Source organism: Bradyrhizobium sp. SZCCHNS1050, from assembly GCF_032484785.1.
In the GTDB taxonomy this organism is placed as follows: domain Bacteria; phylum Pseudomonadota; class Alphaproteobacteria; order Rhizobiales; family Xanthobacteraceae; genus Bradyrhizobium.
This window is the reverse complement of sequence record NZ_JAUETR010000001.1, coordinates 2,354,308-2,377,613: the sequence shown is the minus strand read 5'-3', so window position 1 is coordinate 2,377,613 and position 23,306 is coordinate 2,354,308. Positions and strand designations below refer to the sequence as shown.

The following is a 23,306-nucleotide window of genomic DNA, read 5'->3' as shown; positions in this document are numbered from 1 at the left end:
TTGTAAGGTTTTGCCCAATTCGCGGCGCGCCGCAAGCGTTTCGCCGGGCAAGTCACATGCAGGATGGGGCGCGGTGATCGATGTCCTGTACGGGACAAGGGTGGACTATCCGGGCGCCGGGCCTGCATTCGGGGCGCTCGCGCCGTAGTTGCATGGCACGGAGCGCTCCATAATCGCCTCGTCCTCGCGCCGAATGCACAATATTTGAGCACATGTCTGAGGATTTGCGATCCCAGGCGGCGCGACAGACGGTGCGGACCAGCACGGGACGGAGTGGCCACAGACGACATGCCGGCGTGCGGCGTGACACCGCTCACGTCCTCCGATTGGGCGGGGCTGCTAGCCACTGAGATAGTCCGGCCAGCGGCCGCGAATGGTCGCGAGGTCGCTCAGCGTCCCGGTCAGGTGCTCGCGCAGATGCGTCTGCGCGTCGTTCGGCCGGCCCGCGGCGATCGCATCGACGATCTGCTTGTGATGGCGCAGGATCGTCTGCGCCTTGCCGGGTGAGGGCAGATGCAGCCGGCGCAACCGGTCGATGTGACCGCTGCGGCTGCGCACCAGGGTCCACAGCTCGTGCTTGTCCGCGGCAGTGTAGAGCCGCTCGTGGAATGCGTTGTCGACCACCGTGAATGACGCGAAGTCGCCGTCCCTGGCGAATCGCCGCTGCTGGGCGATCAGAGCATGGAGTTCGTCGATCGGCGCCGCCGCAGGCCGCAGCGCGAGCAGGCGCACGATCTCGAGCTCCAGCGCCTGGCGCAGGAACTGCGCCTGCTGCGCCCGACCAACATCGATGCGGCTGACCAGGGTCGCGTGCTGCGGGAACACGTCGACGAGGCCTTCCTCGGCGAGGCGCATCAGCGCGTCGCGGATCGGCGTCGAGCTGAGGCCGAACTCGGCCTGCAGCGCCGGCCGCGACAATGGCGCTCCCGGTGGGAGCGCGAGGGCGATGATCTGGTCGCGCAACCGCTCGAAGACCTGCGGTGCCGCGCGCCGGCTCGGATCGAGCCGTTCGGGCGGGAGAACCGCAGCAGGCGTCGCGGGCAATGCCATTTGGTGGGACGTCCGGCTCGAATGTCGCAGGGGGAGAACAGCCCTTGTCAGAGATGCACTAATGCATTAGTGCATCTCTCCGCCGGCCGTCAAGAAGGAGCCGGCACGCGAGGAGGGATGTCCCATGTTCGAGAAGTTCGCGCGCTCGGGCGCACGAGCCGCCGGCCTGCTGGCCACGCTGCTGGTCGCGGCGGCCTGGAATGACGCCGCGCAGGCCCAGCAGAAGACCGAAATCTCGCTGTCGCGCCAGCCTGGCATCTTCTACATGCCGAGCCACATCATCGAGAAGAACAAGCTGATCGAGAAGCATGCGGCCGCGCTCGGCGTGCCCGGCGTCACCACCAAATGGCTGACCTTCTCCGGCGGCGGCGCGCAGACCGATGCGCTGTTGTCGGGCAGCGTCGACATCCTCAACACCGGCACCGGCAATCTGCTGCTGTTGTGGGATCGTACCCGCGGTGGCGTGAAGGGCATCGTCGCCACCTCGGCGCAGCCGATGACCCTGATCAGCCGCGATCCCAACATCAAGTCGATCAAGGACTTCGGTCCCAGTGACAAGATCGCCGTGCCGACCGTCAAGGTCTCGACCCAGGCCATCGTGCTGCAGATCGCGGCCGCCGAAGCGTTCGGCGCCGATCAGTGGAACAAGCTCGACGCCAACACCGTGCAGCTCGGTCACCCCGACGCCTATACGGCGCTGTCGAACCCGCAGCACGAGGTGCACAATCATTTCTCGATCCCGCCCTACACGTTCCTCGAATTGAAGAACGTGCCCGGCGCGCATGTCGTGATGAATTCGCCCGACGTCATGGGCGGACCGCTGAGCCAGGCGCAGTTCTTCACCACCACGAAGTTCGCCGACGCCAATCCGAAGATCATCCAGGCGGTGCGCGATGCGACCAAGGAAGCGCAGGACCTGATCCGCAGCGATACCAGGACGGCGGTCGAGATCTACAAGGAGATCACCGGCGACAAGACCTCGGTCGATGACCTGCTCGCCTGGCTCAAGGAGCCCGGCATGATGGAATGGAATCTGGAGCCGCAGGGCACCATGAAGTTCGCGGCCCATCTCGCCAAGATCGGTACCATCAAGACCCAGCCCAAGGCCTGGACCGACTATTATCTGCCGGTCGCGCATGATCTGAAGGGCAACTGATGTCCGCGCTGCTCGACGTCGATGGCGTCACCCTGCGCTACAAGACCTCCAGCGCGGTAATCACCGCGACGGAGCGGGTCGGCTTCTCCGTCGACCGCTCCGATCGCTTCGTGCTGCTGGGACCGTCCGGTTGCGGCAAGTCGACCTTGCTGAAGGCGGTCGGTGGCTACATCAAGCCGAGCGAGGGCCGGATGCGCATCAGCGGCCGCGAGATCACCGGTCCTGGCGCCGATCGCATGATGATCTTCCAGGAGTTCGACCAGCTGCTGCCGTGGAAGACCGTGCTCGCCAACGTGATGTTCCCGCTGCTGACGGCGCGGCGCATGCCGCGCGAGGAGGCCGAGAGCCGCGCCCGCACCTATATCGAGAAAGTCGGGCTGACGCGCGTCGTCGATGCCTATCCGCACACGCTGTCGGGCGGCATGAAGCAGCGCGTCGCGATCGCCCGGGGCATGGCGATGGAGCCGGACATCCTGCTGATGGACGAGCCGTTCGCCGCGCTCGATGCGCTGACGCGGCGCACCTGCCAGGACGAGCTGCTGCAGTTGTGGAACGAGACGAAATTCACCGTCTTGTTCGTGACGCATTCGATCGCCGAAGCCATCAAGATCGGCAACCGCATTCTGCTGCTGTCGCCGCATCCCGGCCGCGTCAAGGCCGAGGTGGTCGACGTCGACAAGGTCTCGGCCGAGGACGGCAGCGCGGCGCGCCTGGAGAAGCAGATCCATGATCTCTTGTTCTCCGAACCTGCAACGACGCATTGAGGACGGCGCCCATGGCTGAAGCCAAGATCATCCTGCGCGATACGTCGGCCGCGAGCGCCGCGCCTGCAGATGTCGCGCGCAAGCTCGGCGTGCTCGAGCTGCTGTGGAACGACGGCTTCGTGCGCAAGAGCCTGATCATCGTCTTGCTCGCCGCGATCTGGCAGGCCTATGGCAGCTATCTCGACAATCCCCTGCTGTTCCCGACCTTCTCCGACACCATCGCGGCGCTGTGGGAGAAGGTCCGCGACGGCACCATCCCGATGCGCGTCTGGACCTCGCTGAAGGTGCTGTTCATGGGCTATGCCGCAGGCATCGTTCTCGCGGCGATCCTGACTGTGCTCGCGATCTCGACCCGCATCGGCACCGATTTCCTCGAGACGATCACGGCGATGTTCAATCCCTTGCCGGCGATCGCGCTGCTGCCGCTGGCGCTGATCTGGTTCGGGCTCGGCAGCGGCAGTCTCGTCTTCGTGCTGATCCATTCGGTGCTGTGGCCCGTCGCGCTCAACACCCATTCCGGCTTCAAAAGCGTCTCGAACACGCTGCGCATGGTCGGGCGCAACTACGGTCTCAGCGGCTTCTCCTATGTGATCCGAATCCTGATTCCGGCGGCGTTCGGCGCCATCCTCACGGGTTTGAAGATCGGCTGGGCCTTCGCCTGGCGCACCCTGATCGCGGCCGAGCTGGTGTTCGGTGTCTCCTCGGGGCAGGGCGGCCTCGGCTGGTTCATCTTCGAGAACCGCAATCTGCTCGAGATCCCCGCGGTGTTTGCCGGCCTCCTGACCGTGATCCTGATCGGCGTCGTGGTCGAGAACCTGATCTTCCGCACCATCGAGCGCAAGACCGTGCTGACCTGGGGAACGCAATCATGAGCCACAAGAAGAGCCCCGATCAGCTGCGCAGCGCGCGCTGGTTCGCGCCCGACGATCTCCGTTCCTTCGGCCATCGTTCGCGCGTGATGCAGATGGGCTATGCCCAGGAGGAGTGGAAGGGCCGTCCGGTCATCGCCATCGTCAACACCTGGTCCGACGCGCAGCCCTGCCACATGCACTTCAAGCAGCGCGTCGACGACGTCAAGCGCGGCGTGCTGATGGCCGGCGGTTTCCCGATCGAGCTGCCGGCGCTGTCGCTGTCGGAGTCGCTGTTGAAGCCGACCACGATGCTCTATCGCAACATGCTGGCGATGGATGTCGAGGAGCTCTTGCGCGGCCACCCCGTCGATGGCGTCGTGCTGATGGGCGGCTGCGACAAGACCACGCCGGCGCTGCTGCTCGGCGCCACCAGCATGAACCTGCCGGCGATCTATCTCCCGGCCGGGCCGATGCTGCGCGGCAACTGGAAGGGCAAGACGCTCGGCTCCGGGTCCGACGCCTGGAAGTACTGGGATGAACGCCGCGCCGGCAAGCTGTCGGACGCCGATTGGAATGCCATGGAGGCCGGCATCGCCCGCAGCCACGGCACCTGCATGACCATGGGGACGGCCTCGACCATGACCGCGATCGCGGAAGCGATCGGCATGACCTTGCCCGGCGCCTCGTCGATTCCGGCTGCCGATGCCGAGCACATCCGCATGAGCTCGGAATGCGGCCGCCGCGTCGTCGAGATGGTGTGGGAGGACCTGACGCCATCGAAGATCCAGACCCACGCAGCGTTCGAGAATGCGATCGCGGTCGCCATGGCGATGGGCTGCTCGACCAACGCCATCATCCATGTGATCGCGCAGGCGCGCCGCGCCGGCGCCGATATAGGCCTCGACGATTTCGAGGCCGCCAGCCGCAAGGTGCCGGTGCTCGCCAATGTCCGGCCGAGCGGCGACGCCTATCTGATGGAGGATTTCTACTACGCCGGCGGCCTGCCCGGGCTGATGAGCCGGATGAAAGAGCATCTCCATCTCGACTGCCTCACTGTCAACGGCCGTACGCTCGGCGACAACATCGCTGACGCCGGCGTCTACAATGACGACGTCATCCGTCCGCAGTCGAACCCGATCTACCGCGAGGGCGCGCTCGCCGTGCTCAAGGGCAACCTTGCGCCGGACGGCTGCGTCATCAAGCCCTCTGCCTGCGATCCGCGCTTCCTCAGGCACACCGGCCCGGCGCTGGTGTTCGACGACTATCCCTCGATGAAGAAGGCGATCGACGATCCCGATCTCGACGTCACCGCCGACCATGTGCTGATCCTGCGCAATGCCGGGCCCCAGGGCGGGCCGGGGATGCCGGAATGGGGCATGCTGCCGATCCCGACCAAGCTCGTGCGCGAGGGCGTGCGCGACATGGTCCGGCTGTCCGACGCGCGCATGAGCGGCACGAGCTATGGCGCCTGCATCCTGCATGTGGCGCCGGAGGCCTATGTCGGCGGCCCGCTGGCGCTGGTGAAGAATGGCGACCTGATCACGCTCGACGTCGCCGCGCGCACCATCAATCTCGACGTGCCCGAGGAGGAGCTGGCGCGCCGCCGCGCCGCCTGGACACCGCCGGCGCCGCGTTTCGAGCGCGGCTATGGCTGGATGTTCGCCCGCCACATCCGCCAAGCCAATGACGGTTGCGACTTCGACTTCCTGGAGACCGGCTTCGGCGCGCCGGTCGGGGAACCCGCGATTTATTAGTTCATAGCGCCGCGTTAGCCCGCGCTGTTTCCGCGATCGAGGTGCGCTCCCTCCCCCCTTGCGGGGGAGGGGGGTACCCAAAGCGACACCGTTGATGTGGACCCCCACCCCCAACCCCTCCCCGCAAGGGGGAGGGGAGAACGACGAGCACCGCATGACCAGACTCAGCACCGCCACCCGCAACAAGCTCAAGACCGTCTCGACGGCCACGGTCGCTACCGCGCTGTTCAAGCGCGGCCTGCGCATCCAGTGCATCGAGAACGTCCATCCGCTCAGCCCGGCGCAGCCGACCATGGTCGGCGAAGCCTTCACCTTGCGCTACATCCCAGCGCGCGAGGATCTCAACACCATCGAGGTGTTTCGCGACCGCGGCCATCCGCAGCGCAAGGCCGTCGAGGATTGTCCGCCCGGCGCCGTGCTGGTGATGGACAGCCGCAAGGACGCGCGCGCCGCTTCGGCCGGCGCAATTCTCGTGAGCCGCCTGCAGCAGCGCGGCGTCGCCGGCGTCGTCACCGACGGCGGCTTCCGTGACGCCGCCGAGATTGCCAAGCTCGGCATCCCCGCCTTCCACCAGCGTCCGAGCGCGCCGACCAATCTCACCCTGCATCATGCGATCGAGATCAACGGCCCGATCGCCTGCGGCGACGCGCCGGTGTTTCCCGGTGACGTCATCCTCGGCGATTCCGACGGCGTCATCGTCATCCCCGCCCATCTCGCCGACGAGATCGCGGACGAGACGTTCGAGATGACCGCGTTCGAGGATTTCGTTGCCGAGGAAGTTGCCAAGGGCCGCTCGATCCTCGGCCTCTATCCGGCGACCGATCCGCAGACGCCCGCCGACTTCGCGGCGTGGCGCGCGAAGAACAACCGGTAGCCGCTACGTCCTCGGCTGTCGTTGCGGATGCGACGCCGATTGCGAGGCGAGATTGGCCCCATACTCCGCTGTCGTCCCGGCCTTGAGCCGGCAACTGTTATGTTGATGGAGTGATCGCATAAGGTTTTCGGTCGCGCATCATGGCATTCAGGATGGTTAGAAGCTTCCTGGCGACGGCGATGAGGGCGAGCTTGGCGGGTTTACCGGCTTGGCGCAGACGGTTGTAAAAGATCTTGAAGCGATCGGCGCGGCGGACGGCGTTGAGGGCGGCCATGTAGAGGGCGTCGCGGACACGCTTCCGGCCGCCGCCGATCTTGCGCTTGCCACGATACGCCCCGCTATCGCGATTGAAGGGAGCCAGGCCCGCAAGAGCGGCTACCTCCTTTGGCCCGAGATGGCCGAGTTCCGGCATCTGGGTGATGAGTTGCATGCAGGCGACGGGTCCCACACCGGGCACGGAGCGCATCAGCTGTGCCTGCTCCGCAAGCACCGGCTCGGCTTTGATGAGCGCGTTGATCTCGGCCTCGATCTCGACGATCTCGTCATTGAGGACCTCGATCAGGCGGCTGATGCGTTCGGCCATGGCGCGGTCCTCGGCCTCGCTGCGGCGGTTCTTTTCCTGGGCGCGCATGGCAACCAGTTGATCCCGCCGTTTTGCAAGCCTGGCGAGGGCGCTTTGGGCAGGCGTCATGGCCTGCTCGGTGGCTGGCTGCATGGCGCGCCCAAAGGCTGCCAGCGTTCGCGCGTCGATCGGATCGGTCTTGGCGAGTTGGCCGCTGGCGCGGGCGAAATCGCGAGCTCGAGCCGGGTTGATCCGCGCAAAGCGGATGCCCGCCCGACGCAGGGCCTCGCGCAGTTCGAGGTCGTAGACACCCGTGGCCTCAAAGACCACCAGAACATCGCATCCCCAACGCGCCACCAGCTGTGTGATGGCCTGTGGCCCGTTGGCGATGCGCTCCGGCGCCCCCACGGCTTCATCAAAAATATCGAGATAGGGTTTGCAAACGTCGATTCCGACGCAACGAAAAGGTACGATCACGGTGCCTGTCCCTGTGATGCGAGGTCTGTTGGCGCAGCCTCGTGCAACTGTTCAGGTTGATAAATGGAACGGGCGGGAGACCGAGCCGGCTCACGGCGTCTAGCGCCAAGGACCCAACGGCTTCCCGCCCACCATCATCATGGCAGACTTTCCAGACACAGGGACCCATAACCACAGGCGGTTGTGATGACGAGGGACGTAGCTCCAGCGCGCTCAACAATTGCCGCCGGTGGTTATGGGTCCCTGCGTTCGCAGGGACGACATTGGTGTTCAGGCGCGATCATGGCTCAAACGCTCCGATCTGCCAGACCCACCGCCCATAGCGCGAACGCGTAGACGATCGCGACCTCATCCAGCCGGTTGAAGCGGCCGGAGGCGCCGCCGTGGCCGGCGCCCATGTTGGTGCGCAGGAGGACCGGCCCGCCGCCGGTCATCGTCGCGCGCAGCCGCGCGATCCACTTTGCAGGCTCCCAATAGGTGACGCGCGGGTCGGTCAGTCCGGCCATCGCGAGGATCGCGGGATACTCCTTGGCCGCGACGTTGTCGTAGGGCGAGTAGGACAGGATGGTGCGGAAGTCCTTTTCGCTCTCGATCGGGTTGCCCCATTCGGGCCATTCCGGCGGCGTCAGCGGCAGGGTATCGTCGAGCATCGTGTTCAGCACGTCGACGAACGGCACCTCGGCGACGATGCCGGCGAACAGCTCGCCCGCGCGGTTGGCGACCGCGCCCATCAGCATGCCACCGGCGCTGCCGCCATGGCCGACGATGCGCCTGGCGCTGGTGTAGTTCGCCGCGATCAGCGCCCGTGCGCAGGCCGCGAAATCGTCAAAGCTGTTGGTCTTCTTCTCGCGCTTGCCGTCGAGATACCAGCCCCAGCCCTTGTCGGTGCCGCCGCGGATATGGGCGATGGCGTAGACGAAGCCGCGGTCGACCAGCGACAGCCGGTTGGCCGAGAACGAGGCCGGCATCGCATGGCCATAGGAGCCGTAGCCATAGAGCAGCAGCGGCGCTGAGCCATCGGCCCTGAGGTCGCGCCGGTGCAGCAGCGACACCGGCACCTCGGCGCCGTCCTCCGCCTTGGCCATGATGCGCGTGGTGACGTAGTCGGCCGGATTGTGCCCGGACGGAATCTCCTGGCGCTTGCGCAAGGTTTTTGCGCGCGTCACCATGTCGTAGTCCCACACCTCCGACGGCGTCGTCATCGACGAATAGGCAAAGCGCAGATTGGTGGTGTCGAACTCGTAGGAGCCCATCGCGTCGAGCGAATAGGCGCCTTCGTCGAAGGCGATCGCGTGCTCCTCGCCGGATGCGAGATCGCGGATGACGATCGACGGAAGCGCATTGGCGCGCTCCAGCCGCACGAGGTGCCCGGCATACAGATCGTGGTCCAGTACGTAGATGCCGGCGCGGTGCGGAATGAGGTCGCGCCAGTTGGCGCGCTCGGGCGCGGACAGCGGCGCGGTGACGATCTTGAAGTCGATGGCGCCGTCGGCATTGGTCAGGATGAACAGCTCATCGCCGCGGTCGGCGATCGAATATTGCACGCCGTTCTCGCGCGCGGCCACGAGGCGCGGCGGCGCCTCGGGAGCATCGAGATCGATCAACCGTTGTTCTGATGTCTCGTGGTCGCCGCCGGCGATGACGCAGAACCGGCCCGACGTCGACTCGTGCACATGGGTGAACCAGCCGGTGTCCTTCTCCTCGTACACCAGCGCGTCATCGGCCTGCCTGGTGCCGAGCTTATGCCGCCACACCTGCATCGGGCGGTGATTGTCGTCGAGCTTGACGTAGAAGAAGCTCGTGCAATCGCGTGACCACACCACACCGCCGTCGGTCTCCTCGACCACGTCGTCGAGATCGTTGCCGCTATCCCAGTCGCGGACGCGGATGGTGAAATATTCGGAGCCCTTGGTGTCGGCGCTCCAGGCGACGCGCTTGTGGTCGTGCGAATGCCTGCTGCCGCCGAACTTGAAATAGTCGTGGCCTCGCGCCAGCGCATCGCCATCGAGCCCGATCGTCTCCGCCCCGCCGTTGCGCGGCGTCCGGCAGAACAGCTCGTGCTGGCCGCCCTCGCGATACTTGCGGAAATAGGCGTAGGGCCCGTCTGGCGACGGCACCGAGGAATCGTCCTCCTTGATGCGGCCGCGCATCTCCGCGACGAGCTTCTTCTGCAGCGGTGAGGTGTGGCCGAGCACGGATTCCGCATAGGCGTTCTCGGCCTCGAGATAGGCGCGGATATCAGCATCCAGCAGCGACGGATCGTGCAGCACCTCCTGCCACCGCGCGTCTTTCAGCCACGCATAGTCGTCGCTTACGGTGATGCCGTGACGGGTGAAGCTGTGCGGATGGCGCGGCGCCACCGGCGCCTTGGTGCTCAAGTCGGTCATGTCGTCCTTTACGGGGTCACGCTCTCGCCGAGCCATTGGATCGCGGCGTCGAGGCCGCCGCGGCCGTGCGGAATCTTCAACGCCACCAGCGCCATTTCGATCACGCCGAGCGTGCCCAGCACCATCGGCGCGTTGACATGGCCCATATGGGCAATGCGGAACGCCTGGCCCTGGAGATCGCCGATCCCGGTGCCGAGCACGACGCCGCACTGCTCCTTGCAGTAGGTCTGCAACACGGCCGGATCATAACCTTCGCCGACCAGCACAGTGGTCACGGTGTTGGAGCGCTCGGCGGCGTCTGCGATGTTGAAGCCGATCACCTGGCCCTCGCTCCACTTCGCCACCGCGCGGCGCACGGCCTCAGCCAACAGCTCATGGCGGCGGAAGGCATGCGGCAGTCCTTCGGCGAACAGCATGTCCATGGCCTGGCGCAGTGCGAACAGCAGATGCACCGGCGCGGTGCCGCCATATTTGCGATAGTGCTCGGTGCCCTCGCGCTCGCTCCAGTCCCAATAGGGCGTGCGCATGTTGGCGCGCTTGTGCGCCTCGAGTGCGCGGTCATTGGCGGCGACGAAGCCGAGACCCGGCGGCGTCATCAGGCCTTTCTGCGAGCCGGACATCGCGACGTCGATGCCCCAGGCATCCATCTCGAACGGCATGCAGCCGAGCGAGGCCACGGTGTCGACCATGTACAGTGCTGGATGGCCCGCGGCCTTGATGGCGCGGCCGATCGCCTCGACGTCGTTGACGACGCCGGACGCCGTATCGATCTGCGCCACCACGATCGCCTTGATGCTGTGCTCCTTGTCGGCGCGCAGCCGCGCCTCGACCTCGGCCGGCCGCACCGCGCGGCGCCAGTCGCCGCGGAGCACTTCGACCTCGGCGCCCATCGCGCGCGCCGCATTGCCCCAGCCGATCGCGAAGCGGCCGCTCTCCAGCACCAGCACCTTGTCGCCGCGCGCCAGCACGTTGGAGAGCACCGCCTCCCAGGCGCCGTGACCGTTGGCGATGTAGATGTAGGTCTTGCCCTTGGTGGCGAACAGCCTGCCGAGATCGGACATGATGCCGTCGGTCAGCTCGACCATCTGCTTGGAGTAGATGTCGAGCGCCGGGCGGTGCATCGCCTGCAGCACCTCGTCGGGCATCGTGGTGGGTCCCGGGATGGCCAGAAACTCCCGGCCCGCGCGAACGGTCATTGTCAGTGTCCTCGGCGATGTGGTTTGGCGGTTGAGGGTGGTGACGGGCTCTCGCACACGGCCGGCCCATGGTCGTTTTACGTGGCGCGGCGCATTAAGAAAAGCCGGAGAAGCCGGGGGGCTGGCATGCCCCCGGCAGGCCGGCGGGTCGGGCCGTCAGCGCCTCGTTTCGCGGCAGCCGGCGGCCTCGGCCTCCTCGACCGAGCAGAACCAGCGGGTGCCCTTGGCGACGTGCATCTTGATCTGCGCGTACCAGCGGCTCTGCGGCGTGTGATAGATGCACTCGCCGGCGCCGTTGACATTGCCCTTGATGGTGCAGTCCGGCGAGGGCGCGACCGGGCCCGAGGCCGAGGCGAGCAGGATTTTGCGCGCGCCCTCCGGCGGGTTGGTGGCCCCGAGGATCGCAGTCTTCTTGTTGCGCACGCGCCAGTCCCATGGCGCGATGAACGCGCCCTGCCACATGCCGGCCTTGGCTGCGCGCGCCTCCGCCTCGTCGGGCTCGTAGTCATGCGAGAGGGTGCGATAGGCCAGCGCCCAGCCGCTGCGCACCAGCCATTTCTGGATGTCCTCGCCATCGACGTCGCAGCGCGCGACCTGGCGGCCGCGGCGGTCGATCGAGCGCGGATGGCAGGTCCAGCTCTTGCCGTCGACGTACTTGATCAGCTCGTCACGCGCCGCCACGCCGCAGGTCCAGCGCTCGCCGTTCTTGTTGAGGCAGAGCTGATCCACGGAGGGCGCGTCGATGCCGCCGAGCCGGATGCGGGTGGTCCCGATCGTGATCCCATCGGCCTCACGGATCTTGGGAATCCCGGTGATGTCGGCCGCGGACGCGACGGAGGGCAGCAGCAGGAGGAGCGCGAGCAGAGCTGGTTTCATCGACATCAACGGGCGCGGGTCGTCCTTGGGGATGGGAAGGCTGGAGCAATTGTGCGGCGGATCGGCCCGCGGTTCCAGCGCCGTGATTGGCTGAGCCGCTCAACTTCGCGCGATGGCGGCTGAAAGGAGGAGCCGAGCTATTGCCAGGGCGTCGCTGTGCTCCCCTCCCCGCAAGGGGGAGGGGAGTGCACCGCCGGGGCCGCTGACATATCGCTCGATCAGTTCACCGCCACCCGCTTTGCCAGCGCCAGGCCCATCAGCACGAAGGCCGAGGTGACCTCGGGGCCGCCGACGAGGATGCGGGTCGGGGTCTTCATCTTGTTCCACTCATAGGCGCGGTACGGATGCCGCCGGCCACCCTCGCCGAACGACGTCACGATGCAATGCACTGCGGGCGCGAAGCTCGCCGCAGCGCCGCCGAGATGGCCGAGCGCGATCAGCGCCAGCGCGGCGTCGAACGGGTTCATCTCGCGGCCGATCAGCTCGTCCTCGACATAGGCCAGCACGCGCAGGCGAATGAGCTCGAACGCGCCGTCGGGATCGATCGCCTGCCGCGCCGCCGGCGGCAGCGCCATGAAGGCGTGGTAGCAGCGGCCGAAATAGGCGCAGTACAGCTCCGGCAGATAATAGATGTGCGAGCGGGGGTCGGCGAAGGCCCCGCTCAGCACCAGCCGCTGCTGGAAGCCGACGATCCGCCTGACGACGTCGAGCCGGGCTTGCGTCTCCAGGATCTGCCAGCGCCCGAGATTGCGGAACGATACCTCGAGCACGTCGAGGTTCAACGTCGGATCGAGATCATTGCCGTAGGGCCGCTCGCCGGCCAGGCTGTCGATCCAGGTCGCGACACCGCCTTCATAGTCGATGTTGTCGTTGATCGGCACCGTCACGCGCGGCTCGTTGCCGCCGGCGCGCACCTGGTAGCCCGCATAGAAATCCAGCAGCGGCTGGCTCAACATCGGATCGTCCGAGCCGGCCTGCGTCGCCGCCGAGAACGAGCACGCCGTGGTGTCGCAATCCGGCACGTAGATGCCGAAGCCGAGGTCCTGCTTGATCTGGGTGAAGAAGCGCGAGAAGCGCGGATGCGGCGGCGGCGCCAGCGCGGTGACGACATTGTAGCTCTTGCCGTCGGCGCCGCGCACCTCCTCGCGGCTGATGGTCAGGCAGAACTCGACCATGGCGGCGATGGCGCTGCGCGCCGCGCTTGTCTGCTCCGATGACGCGAGGCCCGTCTCCAGATAGCTCAGCAGCGCCTCGGTGAAGAACGCGTCGTAATAGGCCGAGCGGTGGCGGATCTGCACCGGCTCCCACATCGGCTCGGCGATGCCGCGCCACGGCGGATTGATCACCGCGGCCGCCGGCGATCGCGCGATGAAGACGCGGGCGAGGTTGAACAGCAAGGTCGAGTTCTTGTAGCCGCGGGCGTCGAGCCCCTGCAGCGCCATCTTGACCTCGCGGCCCTTCATGTCGGGATCGCCGATCAGGTTGAAGGCGGCATAGGTCGGGATGAAGCCATTGCGCCTGAACGAGCCGAGCAGGTCGGCGCCGCAGGCCCGGATCACGCGATCGACCTCGCCGGCCGGCGGCATGGCCGCCGCCGCAGTCCGGCGCGGCGGGGCAGGGTGGTGCAAGGCGACGCTGTCGACCAGATCGGCGACGGGGCGGCCGACCTGCTCCCAGTCCGGCGTCGGATTGTCGCGGGCAAGGACCAGCGCGTCGCGCAGCGCATTGAGAACAGCGGGATCGTTCAACTCGGGCAGGCCGGCACGGCGCAGCAATGCGCGCAGCGCCGGGTTCCCGAGCGCGGTCCGGTAGAATTTCGACAGATGCGGGTCGCCGCTGCCGGGCCGGCGCAGGATGGGATCGCAGACCTCGTACAGCGAGGGCCCATCCTTCCGGGCCGTCAGTGCGCGACAGGCCGCGCCGGCGAAATACTGGAAACTCAAGCGAGGACTCGCGGGTTGTCGAAGGCGGGACGAGCGGCATGCGTTGCTCGAGACGCCCGGGAAACGGCGCGTCACGCGCATGCATTGGGCAAACTGACACGCTGGACGGCCAAAGACAACGTGACGGCGGTCACGGCGCGGGAGGCGGATTTGGCGGCAATGTGGTCTCCCGGCGGTCCGTCCGGGGCCGTTTGGAGATCGCCGTCATGGTTAAATTTGCGTTTCTCTTCAAGTGCTTGAAAAGTCAATGGTGTTCCGATGTTGCTTGGGACGCGGGTTCGGGTTAAGCCTTTCTTCGTTGCGGCGCCGCAATTTGCGCGCATTGAGACGACACATCGTCTCGCAACCCCTCAAACCTCAGAGGCGCCAGCGCGACCAAAGGGTGCACCCCTTTGGCATCGATGGGCAGGCTCGGACCAGGATTGACGTGATGACCGCAAGGCAGCCTTCTCTTTCCCGCCGATCGGCCGTGATCGCCGCCGCGCTTCTCTGCACGGTGTCGCTCGCGATCGGCGCGCATGCTGCCCTGAACAAGCGTTCGCTCGAGGCGCCCAAGGCCGCGGCCTCCGAGCAGAGCAGCGTGGCGACCGGCAACGGCGCGCGCCTCGCGCTCGTGATCGGCAATGGTCACTATCCCGACGCGAACGCGCCGCTCGTCCAGCCGATCAACGATGCCCGTGCGCTGACCGGCGCGCTGCGCCGCGACGGCTTCGACGTCGATGTCGTCGAGGATGCCAACAAGGACGACATGGCCCGCGCGGTCGAGCGCCTGAAGGCCAGGATCAAGCCCGACTCGGTCGTGATGCTGTTCTTCGGCGGCTACGCCATCCAGGCCGGACGCGAGAGCTACATGATCCCGGTCGACGCCAAGATCTGGCGGGAAGCCGACGTGCGTCGCGACGGCACCAGCATCGAGCGCCTGCTCGATACCGTCCGCGAGCAGGGCGCGCGCGCCAAGCTGGTGGTGATCGACGCCGCCCGCCGCAATCCCTATGAGCGCCGCTTCCGCGCCTATTCGCACGGCCTGGCGCCGATCAATGCGCCGGCCAACGCCCTGATCCTGTCGTCGGCGACACCGGGCAAGGTGCTGGACGATCCGAAGGGCCAGAACAGCGTGCTGGTCGGCGAGCTGCTGAACCAGCTCGGCAAGAGCCCGAGCGCCGAGACCGTGTTCAACAAGACCCGCAACGCCATCGCCCGCAGCTCCGACGGCGAGCAGGTGCCGACCGTGTCATCCTCGCTGGTCGAGGACATCCGCTTCAGCGCCGACGTCGCGAACGCCGGCAGCTGAGCTTAGCCTGTCCCGCGCCTGAGATGCTCCGCCCTCTCGGCGGCCTCCCACCCTCCCCTGGAGGGGGAGGGTCGCCTCACGGCGAGCGAAGCGAACCGTGGGGCGGGGTGGGGTGATCTCTCCACTTGCACCGTCATCCCTGGCTCCACCCCCCGCCGCACGACGCTGGCGCGCCGCGCGACGACCCTCCCCCTCCGGGGGAGGGTGGGGCCGCGTGCCCCTCAGACCCCTGCGGCGTCGCGTCTTTCAATTGCTCGCCATCACCGGCCGCACCGGGTCGCCCTCGCGCAGCAGCGCGCCGGCGCGGGTGACGACGACGTCGCCCTCGGCGAGGCCGTCGCGGATCTCGACCTGGCCGCCGGCCATCAGGCCGATCTCGACCCGCTTGGTCTCGATCCGCTGAGCCCGGACCACCTGCACCACCGTGCCGTCGGGATCGTACAGCACGGCGGTCAGCGGCACCGCGACGCCGCAGCTCTGGCCGATCTTGATCACGGCGCGGCCGAACGAATTGACCAGCAACCGCGCCGTGCCGGTGATGCCGATGAAGGCCTGGCCGAGCTGGCTGTTCGGCTCGACGGTCGGCGCCACCCTTCGGATCTTGCCCTCGACCTCGCCGGCCCCGACGATGCGGATCCGCGCCGTCTGGTTGACTGCGAGCTTGCCGAGCTGGGCGCTCGGCACCAGGCCGACGAGATCATATTCGTTGCGGGCGAGAATCGAGAACAGCGCCTCGCCGCGACCGGAGGCGAACGCCCCGATGGTGGCGCTCGACGACAGGATGGTGCCCGCGACCGGCGCCTGGATCATGATCGTGCCGCCCTCCGGCGGCGTCAGCCGCGCCAGGTTCTGTCCGGCCGTGACGGTGTCGCCGGCATCGACCAGCACCTCCGCGACCTTCAGGCCGGGACGATCTGGCCTGACGGCGGTCTCGTCGCGCGCCAGCACCATGCCGGACACCTCGACCGTGTTGTCGAAGCAGGCCTTGGTCGCCTTGAGCACGCTGACCGCGGCGCCCTTCGGCGCGCCGTCATCGGCTGCCGCAGCCTGGATCATCGCCAGCAGGCCGGCGGCGGCGAGCATCGGCATCCGGCGCATCGTGGCGGCAATTGCGGCATGTCCCATCCGAAACCGATCCTCGCGAACCCAATTCATTGCACGGCTGTCGCCGGGATAGCAGACGCACCGCCGCCGGGCCAGCCGACCCGCGTCCCTGGTAGTCGCGCCAGGATGCCGCGACGTTCAGCCGATGGTGCCGAACTTCTCGGCCGGGTCGCCGTTGACGCTGCCGAATGTCAGCCGTCTTTCACTTGGGACTCACGACCATGCTTCGGCTCTGGATACCGCTTCTGCTCTGCGCCGTCGTCGTCACGCCTGCGCTCTCCGCCGAGCTCACCGCCGACGCCGTCAACAGCGCCGAGCTGCGCAAGCGGCCGCCTGCCGAGGAGAAGATGGATCCGGTGGCGATCCGCGTCCAGGTGCTGCTCGATCGCGCGCATGTCTCTCCCGGCGAGATCGACGGCCGCTTCGGCGACAATGCGCGCAAGGCGCTCGCCGCGTTCGCGCGCGCCAAGGAGCTTGCCGGTGATGCGAAGCTGACGCCCGAGCTGTGGGAGGCGCTGCTGCGCGGCGACCAGGCGCCGGCGATCGTCTCCTACACGATCACCCGCGACGATGTGAAAGGGCCGTTCCTGAAGAAGCTGCCACAGCACATGGAGGATATGAAGGACCTGCCGGCGCTCGGCTACACCTCGCCGCGCGAGGCGCTGGCCGAGAAATTCCACATGAGCGAGGCGCTGCTGTCGGCGCTCAATCCGAAGGCCAGCTTCGACAAGGAGGGCGAGCAGATCGCCGTCGCCAATGTGATCAGGCCGGACGAGAAGTCGCCGGACATCATGCGGCTCGACATCAGCAAGGACGCCGGCACGGTGCAGGCGTTCGACCGCGACGGCAAGCTGGTGGCGGTGTTTCCCGCCACGGTCGGCAGCGACGAAAAGCCGACGCCCGACGGCACCTTCAAGGTCACCTCGCGGGATGCCGATCCCAACTACCGCTACAATCCGGACTACGAGTTCAAGGGCGTCAAGTCGCGCAAGCCGTTCACCATCAAGCCCGGCCCGAACAACCCGGTCGGCGCCTATTGGATCGGCCTGTCGGTCGGCAACGGCTACGGCATCCACGGCACGGCCGAGCCGTCCAAGGTCGGCAAGTCGGAGTCGCATGGCTGCGTGCGGCTGACCAACTGGGACGTGCGATTCCTCGGTGACCACCTGGCGAAGAAGGCGAAGGTGGAGCTGCATTGAATGTTCACAATCATTCCGGGGCGGTTGGATTGCTTCGTCGCTTCGCTCCTCGCAATGACGGAGCACGTCAAGCTGCATCTGCGCGTAGCGGCCAATTTATTCAGTCATCTCAACTTGATCTGGGCTGTCCAGATGTTCGGTAAAAAAGAAATCGCTTGTGCCGTCGGGCAAATCAGGTGGAGACTTCCGCCCGTCCCGCCTCATTGAAGAGGGGCGCTTTCGCGAACGTCACGACGCGTTGAGGTGGGATGCGATGGCCGCGGCGGGGCGCAGCGTGAGAGCACGCGGACGTACGCCATGCTGCGGACGGTGAAGTCGCAGGGTCCTGGCCTCCCGACGCTGAGGTCCGCGCGGCGCGCGTGATGCGCGCGTCGTCGCCACGGTGACAAACAAGCCGGTCACCGAGGAGACTGCGTATAAATCGTAAAGCCATCGCGCAGGGAGGGCCGGGGGTGGATTCAATTGGTCGTCGCAACACTCGATGAGGAGGTTGCGATGGGCATTCGAAAGAAACGGTCAACGCGGGGCAAGCTGGGATCATTGGGGCGCCCACCAGTTGCGGGGCGTGCGGAACAGCAGAAATTTTGGCGTGGGATTGCCGCTGGGTTGAACAGCGAGAATGCTGCGCTGGCTGCTGGATTATCGGATGCTGTCGGCCCCCGATTATTTCGAAAAGCGGGCGGCGTGGCACCGGCAATGTTCCGACCTTCAGCGAAGCCGCTCTCCGGACGGCACCTCTCTTTTTCTGAGCGCGAAGAGATTGCGCTGCTGAATGCGCAGCGCCATTCTGTACGAGAGATAGCGCGGCGTCTCAATCGATCTCCCTCGACCATCTCCCGTGAACTCGATCGCAATGCGGCCACGCACGGCGGCAAGATGGCCTATCGGGCGACGGCCGCCCAGTGGCATGCAGATCGATCGGCCCGGCGTCCTAAGCCGAGCAAGCTTGCAAGCAACGCCGCCTTGCGCGCTTATGTTGAAGAGCGGCTTGCAGGGTTTGTCGCACCTCCAGGCGGCGTTCGGCGGAAGGCCGGTCGTGCGGGCTCTAGCCAGGATCAGGGGTGGACGAAAGCGTGGAGTCCCGAGCAGATTGCCCGGCGCTTACCGATCGACTTCCCGGATGACGAGGCGATGCGCATCAGCCACGAAGCCATTTACCAGGCGCTTTTTGTTCAGGGCCGAGGAGCGCTGAAACGCGAGTTGTCGTCCTGTTTGCGAACGGGACGTGCGCTGCGCGTGCCCCGAGCGCGTACGCGGAAGCGCAGCAAAGGCTTCATATCGCCAGAGATCATGATCAGTGAGCGTCCGGCCGAAGTCGCGGATCGAGCTGTGCCGGGACATTGGGAAGGAGATCTGATCGTCGGCTCCGCCAGCTCGGCAATCGGCACGCTGGTCGAACGCAGCACGCGGTTTACAATGCTCCTGCACCTTCCACGGCTGCCGGGGTTTGACGATGGCCCACGTACGAAGGATGGGCCTGCGCTCTCCGGACACGGAGCTGAAGCGGTACGCGATGCGATCACGCGCACCATCGTCACCTTGCCCAAAGAACTCCGCCGCTCGCTAACCTGGGATCAGGGGACCGAAATGGCTCAACACAGTGACCTCAAGATCGATACAGACCTTCAGATCTACTTCTGCGATCCAAGAAGCCCCTGGCAACGTGGCACGAACGAGAACACGAATGGCCTGCTGCGGCAGTACTTCCCGAAAGGTACCGATCTGAGCGTCTACGATGCTGACGAGATCGCCGCCGTGGCCGCAGCGCTCAATTCCCGACCGAGAAAGACGCTAGGATGGAAAACTCCAGCAGAAGCGCTTGACGAGCTGCTGTCACGAATGAAAACACTTGGTGTTGCGACCACCGCTTGAGCCCGCCGGGTCATTCGGCTGTACCTGTGGTTCTGCCGCCTGCATTTTTTCTCGCAGGCGGACCGCAGGCCTCAGCCGAGGCCTGGCTCTCCCTGCGCCCTCTGTTCAGAAGAGGGTGTCTCGATGAGTAAAGCTCGGACGCGAAACGCGCCGCGAGACCGAAGTGTCATGTTCGCGCGGCGCTTCGTCGATCACCCGCGCAGGCGGGTGGTCCAGTACGCCGCGGCCGTGGTGATTGAGCCTGTCCGTCTCGGAGTCCTGGATCGCCCGTTCGAGCCGGGCGATGACGGCGAAGAAAATCAGCACCGCCTCGGGATGGCGGAAACGATGCTCATTCCTGTCACGTCACTTGGTCCTGCCGCGCCGCTATCTCGCAAACGACCGAGACGGCGCCACATGCAGTGCGTAGGCATCGGCCGCCTCGCTCACGCGCGGATAGAGTTCGGTCACCAGCGGATCGTGGCCCGGAATGAATCGATCCGGATGCCCGGCGAGGCGCTCGATGATCTCCCAGCCCTGGATCATGTCGCCGATGTTGAGCACGATCGGAAACGGGCTGCGGCGCTGCAGGTTGGCGTAGTAATGCGCGGCGTCGGAGGCGAGCACGACCGGGCCGCGCGCGGTGTCGACGCGCACCACCTGCAGCCCGTCGGAATGGCCGCCGACCCGGTGCACGGTGACGCCCGGCGCGACCTCGCCGTCGCCGTTGTGGAAGGTGACGCGCTCGCCATAGACGTGGCGCACCATCGTGGTGACGTGCTCGACCGTGAACGGGTAGCGCAGCATGCCGTTGCACATGCAGCGTCCGGTCGCATACGCCATCTCGCGCTCCTGCAGGTGAAAGCGCGCGTTCGGGAAGCGGTCGAGATTGCCGGCGTGATCGTAGTGCAGATGGGTCACGATGATGTCGCGGATGTCGGCCGCCGCAACGCCGAAGGAAGCGAGCGCATCGATCGGATCGCGCGTCAGGGTACGATGGCGAATCTCGGCCTCCGCGGCGTTGAAGCCGGTGTCGACCAGGATGTCACGCCCGTCACGGCGGATCAGCCACACGAAATAGTCGAGGTCCTGCGCCGTGCTGTCGTGCGGATCGGGCTGCAGGAAGTTCATATGCGGCGTGCGCGGCGACATCGTCGCATAGCGCAGCGCGTAGATCTCGGCGGCGTTCCCCATGATGGCCTTCTCGTTGGTTGAGCGCGGCTGTCATCGAGCCATCGGCGGGGATCGAGGTCAATCGCATCGACGCCAATCGCGGTGGCGGTCGAACCGGACGGTGCGCTGCCGCGACACAGCGTGAGGCATCTCACATTGCAGGACATCGGGATCGTTGCATGGTCCGCTCGTGTCATGGCCCGCAGCTCGCAAGAGGCTCCTGCGGGCGGTCGCCGCCTCAGACGATTCGTCAACCTCTGCAAGCGGTTGACGTGCCGTCACGGCGATTTGATAATGCCTGACGCGTGGGATATGGTCGCCGCGGCGCAAGCTGGACGGCGCCTGATTGCTGACCGCTGGACCGCCATCGTGATGACTTTCCGCCTGCTGTTGCCGCTCGGCCTGATGTTCTCCGTCGCGTTCTCGGCCGTTGTCTCCTGGCCCGCGCACGCGGCCGGCGACCGCTTCGCCCTGGTGATCGGCAATGCGAAATATCCGGATGCTGACGCGCCGCTCAAGGAACCGGTCAACGATGCCCGCGATCTCACCGACGAGTTGAAGCGTGACGGTTTCAGCGTCGAGACGCTGGAAAATGCCGGCGGCGACGCGATGCGCCGCGGCCTCGATCGGCTCTATGGCAAGATCAAGCCGGGCTCGGTGGCGCTGCTGTTCTTCTCCGGCTACGGCATCCAGTCGAGCCGGCAGAGCTACATGATCCCGGTCGATGCGCAGATCTGGCAGGAGGCCGACGTGCGGCGCGACGGCATCAGCCTCGAGCAGGTGCTGCAGGAGATCAACAGCCGCGGCGCCGGCGTGAAGATCGCGCTGCTCGATGCTTCCCGGCGCAATCCCTATGAGCGCAGGTTCCGCACCGCCTCGGCCGGCCTCGCGCCGGTCATCGCACCGAGCGGTACTTTGGTGATGTACTCGGCGGCGCTGTCCGCTGTCGTGACGGATGGCGGGCGCGATCGCAGCCTGTTCGTGCAGGAGCTCCTGAAGGAGATCCGCGTTCCCGACCTCACCGCCGAGGAGACGCTGAACCGCACCCGCGTCGGCGTCACCCGCGCCTCGCGCAGCGAGCAGGTGCCGTGGATCTCGTCGTCGTTGGCGGAGGACTTCTCCTTCGTGCCGGGCAATGGCGTCAGGCCGCCGCCGGCCGAGAGCAATGCCGCGCCGGCGCCGGCGCCTGCACCTGTACCTGCGCCGACCCCGACGCAGGTCGTGGTGGCGCCGCCGGTGCCGTCACCGCTGCCGCCGGCTCCGCCCGCGCCGCAGCCGACGCCGGTGCAGAAGGTGGATACCCCGTCGCCCGCGCCGGTTGCTCCGGCGCCGCCGGCGCCCGCGCCATCTCCCGTGATCGCGAACGTCGCGCCCGCCGCGCCTGCTGCGCCCGCGGCCCCAGCAGCGCCCGCGCAGGATCCGTTCGCCGACGATCCGACGATCAAGAGCCTGAGCGCCAAGATCGCGGCCAATCCGGAGGATGCCGGCGCGCTGTACCGACGCGGCCAGGTGTATGCGAGCAAGGGCGCCTACGCGCAGGCGATCCGCGATTTCGACGACACCATCCGAATCAATCCAAAGGACGTCGAGGCGCTCAACAACCGCTGCTGGGCGCGCACCGTCGTCGGCGAGCTGCAACCTGCGCTGCGCGACTGCAACGAGGCGCTGCGGCTGCGGCCGAATTTCGTGGACGCGCTCGATAGCCGCGGGCTGGTCAACCTCAAGAGCGGCGCGGTCAAGAACGCCATCGCCGATTTCGATGCGGCGCTGAAGATCAATCCGCGCCTGACGTCATCATTGTATGGCCGCGGTCTCGCCAAGCAGCGTAACGGCGCCGCGCAGGAGGGCGCGCTCGACATCGCCAACGCCAAGGCGATGGACCCCAACATCGTCCGCGAGTTCGAAGCCTACGGCGTGCGCTGATTTGTTGCGCGCGTCGGCCGGCCGGCTCGAACCATGCGGCAGGCCGGACCGACATAACAGCGAACAGCCGGGTGTCGCGCCGGGCGCGGCGGAGACCGGGACGATCAGTTCGCGTGAGGAGGGATTGGCAATGACCGCACCGAAAACGAATTCGACCATGACCGCCGGCCTGACGGCTCTCCTGGCCGCGACGGTCCTGAGCGCGGCCGCTTTGTTCGGCACGATGCCGGCTTTCGCGGCCGATGATGTCAGTGAGGATCAGATCGTCCGCGCCCTGGCCGGGCAGAAGAAGCCGCTGACGCGGGGACTGTCGATGTCGCCGCCGTCGGAGGCCACACCCGCGGTCGCGCCGGAGCAGGACAAGTTCCTGCAGAGCATTCGCGGCCGCTCGACGCGGTCGCTGTCCACTGCCGAGCGCGAGGAGATCGCGGCGGTCGCCAAGACCAAGCCGAACATCGACCTCGAGATCACCTTCGACTACAACTCCGCCAACATCAGCCAGAAGTCGCTGCCGTCGGTGCAGGCGCTCGGCCGGGCGCTGACCAACGCCGAGCTGAAAGGGTCGACCTTCGTCGTCGCCGGTCATACCGATGCCGCCGGTGGCGAGGCCTACAATCAGGATCTCTCCGAGCGCCGCGCCGATTCGATCAAGCGCTATCTGGTCGAGAAGTTCGGCATCGCCGGCGCCGACCTGGTGACGGTGGGCTATGGCAAGAGCAAGCTGAAGGATCCGAGCCAGCCGCTCGCCGAGGTGAATCGCCGCGTTCAGGTCGTCAACATGCAGAGCAAGACGGCGGCGGCCAAGTAGCGTCGCGTCCATCAAGCGCCGTCGGAGGTCGCGTGGCCGGAGATCGAGGTGGCCGGATGCGTCCCGC

The 23,306-nt window shown here is 66.6% G+C and carries 19 protein-coding genes; 10 read left to right on the top strand and 9 right to left on the bottom strand.

Features of this window, described 5'->3' with window-relative positions; all coding sequences use genetic code 11:
* Positions 1 to 339: 339 nt before the first annotated feature.
* Complete coding sequence (locus QX094_RS10760) at positions 340 to 1,050, bottom strand: GntR family transcriptional regulator (protein ID WP_316173309.1); 711 nt, start codon at positions 1,048 to 1,050, stop codon at positions 340 to 342.
* A 124-nt stretch (positions 1,051 to 1,174) separates the two neighbouring features.
* On the opposite strand from QX094_RS10760, the gene QX094_RS10755 reads away from it, so the two are divergent.
* The 5 genes from QX094_RS10755 (at position 1,175) to QX094_RS10735 (ending at position 6,449) form a co-directional block, all read left to right on the top strand.
* Positions 1,175 to 2,206, top strand: coding sequence for an ABC transporter substrate-binding protein (locus QX094_RS10755; protein ID WP_316173307.1), 1,032 nt, complete (start codon positions 1,175 to 1,177; stop codon positions 2,204 to 2,206).
* Positions 2,206 to 2,970 (top strand): ABC transporter ATP-binding protein, encoded by a 765-nt coding sequence (locus QX094_RS10750; RefSeq protein WP_315716980.1) that lies wholly within the window; start codon positions 2,206 to 2,208, stop codon positions 2,968 to 2,970. Before QX094_RS10755 ends, QX094_RS10750 begins: the two co-directional genes overlap by 1 nt.
* An 11-nt stretch (positions 2,971 to 2,981) precedes the next feature.
* Positions 2,982 to 3,842: an ABC transporter permease gene (locus tag QX094_RS10745; RefSeq protein ID WP_316187914.1), complete on the top strand. Its 861-nt coding sequence runs from the start codon at positions 2,982 to 2,984 to the stop codon at positions 3,840 to 3,842.
* Positions 3,839 to 5,575, top strand: a complete 1,737-nt coding sequence (gene araD / locus QX094_RS10740) for an L-arabinonate dehydratase (RefSeq protein ID WP_316187913.1) — start codon at positions 3,839 to 3,841, stop codon at positions 5,573 to 5,575. Before QX094_RS10745 ends, araD begins: the two co-directional genes overlap by 4 nt.
* A gap of 154 nt (positions 5,576 to 5,729) precedes the next feature.
* Positions 5,730 to 6,449, top strand: coding sequence for a ribonuclease activity regulator RraA (locus tag QX094_RS10735; RefSeq protein ID WP_315716983.1), 720 nt, complete (start codon positions 5,730 to 5,732; stop codon positions 6,447 to 6,449).
* A 97-nt stretch (positions 6,450 to 6,546) separates the two neighbouring features.
* Here QX094_RS10735 and QX094_RS10730 read toward each other — a convergent pair whose 3' ends face one another.
* From QX094_RS10730 to QX094_RS10710, 5 genes are all read right to left on the bottom strand, one after another.
* Complete coding sequence (locus tag QX094_RS10730; RefSeq protein WP_315751903.1) at positions 6,547 to 7,488, bottom strand: transposase; 942 nt, start codon at positions 7,486 to 7,488, stop codon at positions 6,547 to 6,549.
* A gap of 287 nt (positions 7,489 to 7,775) precedes the next feature.
* Entirely contained in the window at positions 7,776 to 9,875 is a 2,100-nt protein-coding gene (locus QX094_RS10725) for a S9 family peptidase (RefSeq protein WP_316187912.1), read from the bottom strand.
* 8 nt (positions 9,876 to 9,883) lie between these two features.
* Positions 9,884 to 11,071 carry a pyridoxal-phosphate-dependent aminotransferase family protein gene (locus QX094_RS10720; RefSeq protein WP_315716987.1) on the bottom strand — a complete coding sequence of 396 codons (1,188 nt, stop codon included), beginning with the start codon at positions 11,069 to 11,071 and terminating at the stop codon, positions 9,884 to 9,886.
* A gap of 156 nt (positions 11,072 to 11,227) precedes the next feature.
* A complete protein-coding gene (locus tag QX094_RS10715; RefSeq protein WP_315716988.1) occupies positions 11,228 to 11,953 on the bottom strand; it encodes a thermonuclease family protein in 726 nt (241 codons plus the stop codon).
* Between the two features lie 212 nt (positions 11,954 to 12,165).
* Positions 12,166 to 13,890: a hypothetical protein gene (locus tag QX094_RS10710; protein WP_316173304.1), complete on the bottom strand. Its 1,725-nt coding sequence runs from the start codon at positions 13,888 to 13,890 to the stop codon at positions 12,166 to 12,168.
* Between the two features lie 430 nt (positions 13,891 to 14,320).
* On the opposite strand from QX094_RS10710, the gene QX094_RS10705 reads away from it, so the two are divergent.
* Positions 14,321 to 15,181 (top strand): caspase family protein, encoded by an 861-nt coding sequence (locus QX094_RS10705; protein WP_315716990.1) that lies wholly within the window; start codon positions 14,321 to 14,323, stop codon positions 15,179 to 15,181.
* 246 nt (positions 15,182 to 15,427) lie between these two features.
* On the opposite strand, the gene QX094_RS10700 is transcribed toward QX094_RS10705, so the two are convergent.
* Positions 15,428 to 16,306, bottom strand: a complete 879-nt coding sequence (locus QX094_RS10700; RefSeq protein ID WP_315716991.1) for an efflux RND transporter periplasmic adaptor subunit — start codon at positions 16,304 to 16,306, stop codon at positions 15,428 to 15,430.
* 200 nt (positions 16,307 to 16,506) lie between these two features.
* Here QX094_RS10700 and QX094_RS10695 point away from each other — a divergent pair, with 200 nt between their 5' ends.
* Both QX094_RS10695 and QX094_RS10690 read left to right on the top strand, forming a co-directional pair.
* Complete coding sequence (locus QX094_RS10695) at positions 16,507 to 17,484, top strand: L,D-transpeptidase (protein WP_316173302.1); 978 nt, start codon at positions 16,507 to 16,509, stop codon at positions 17,482 to 17,484.
* 495 nt (positions 17,485 to 17,979) lie between these two features.
* Complete coding sequence (locus QX094_RS10690) at positions 17,980 to 19,356, top strand: IS30 family transposase (RefSeq protein WP_315715219.1); 1,377 nt, start codon at positions 17,980 to 17,982, stop codon at positions 19,354 to 19,356.
* Positions 19,357 to 19,461: 105 nt separating this feature from the next.
* Here the strand turns inward: QX094_RS10690 and QX094_RS10685 are convergent, their stop codons facing one another.
* Together QX094_RS10685 and QX094_RS10680 are read right to left on the bottom strand one after the other, a co-directional pair.
* Positions 19,462 to 19,662, bottom strand: a complete 201-nt coding sequence (locus tag QX094_RS10685) for a hypothetical protein (RefSeq protein WP_315828373.1) — start codon at positions 19,660 to 19,662, stop codon at positions 19,462 to 19,464.
* 60 nt (positions 19,663 to 19,722) lie between these two features.
* Entirely contained in the window at positions 19,723 to 20,529 is an 807-nt protein-coding gene (locus tag QX094_RS10680) for an N-acyl homoserine lactonase family protein (protein ID WP_315750746.1), read from the bottom strand.
* 351 nt (positions 20,530 to 20,880) lie between these two features.
* Between QX094_RS10680 and QX094_RS10675 the strand changes: the two genes are divergently transcribed.
* Together QX094_RS10675 and QX094_RS10670 are read left to right on the top strand one after the other, a co-directional pair.
* Positions 20,881 to 22,431 (top strand): caspase family protein, encoded by a 1,551-nt coding sequence (locus tag QX094_RS10675; protein ID WP_316173643.1) that lies wholly within the window; start codon positions 20,881 to 20,883, stop codon positions 22,429 to 22,431.
* A 130-nt stretch (positions 22,432 to 22,561) separates the two neighbouring features.
* Entirely contained in the window at positions 22,562 to 23,239 is a 678-nt protein-coding gene (locus tag QX094_RS10670) for an OmpA family protein (protein ID WP_316173300.1), read from the top strand.
* The last annotated feature ends 67 nt before the right edge of the window (positions 23,240 to 23,306 follow it).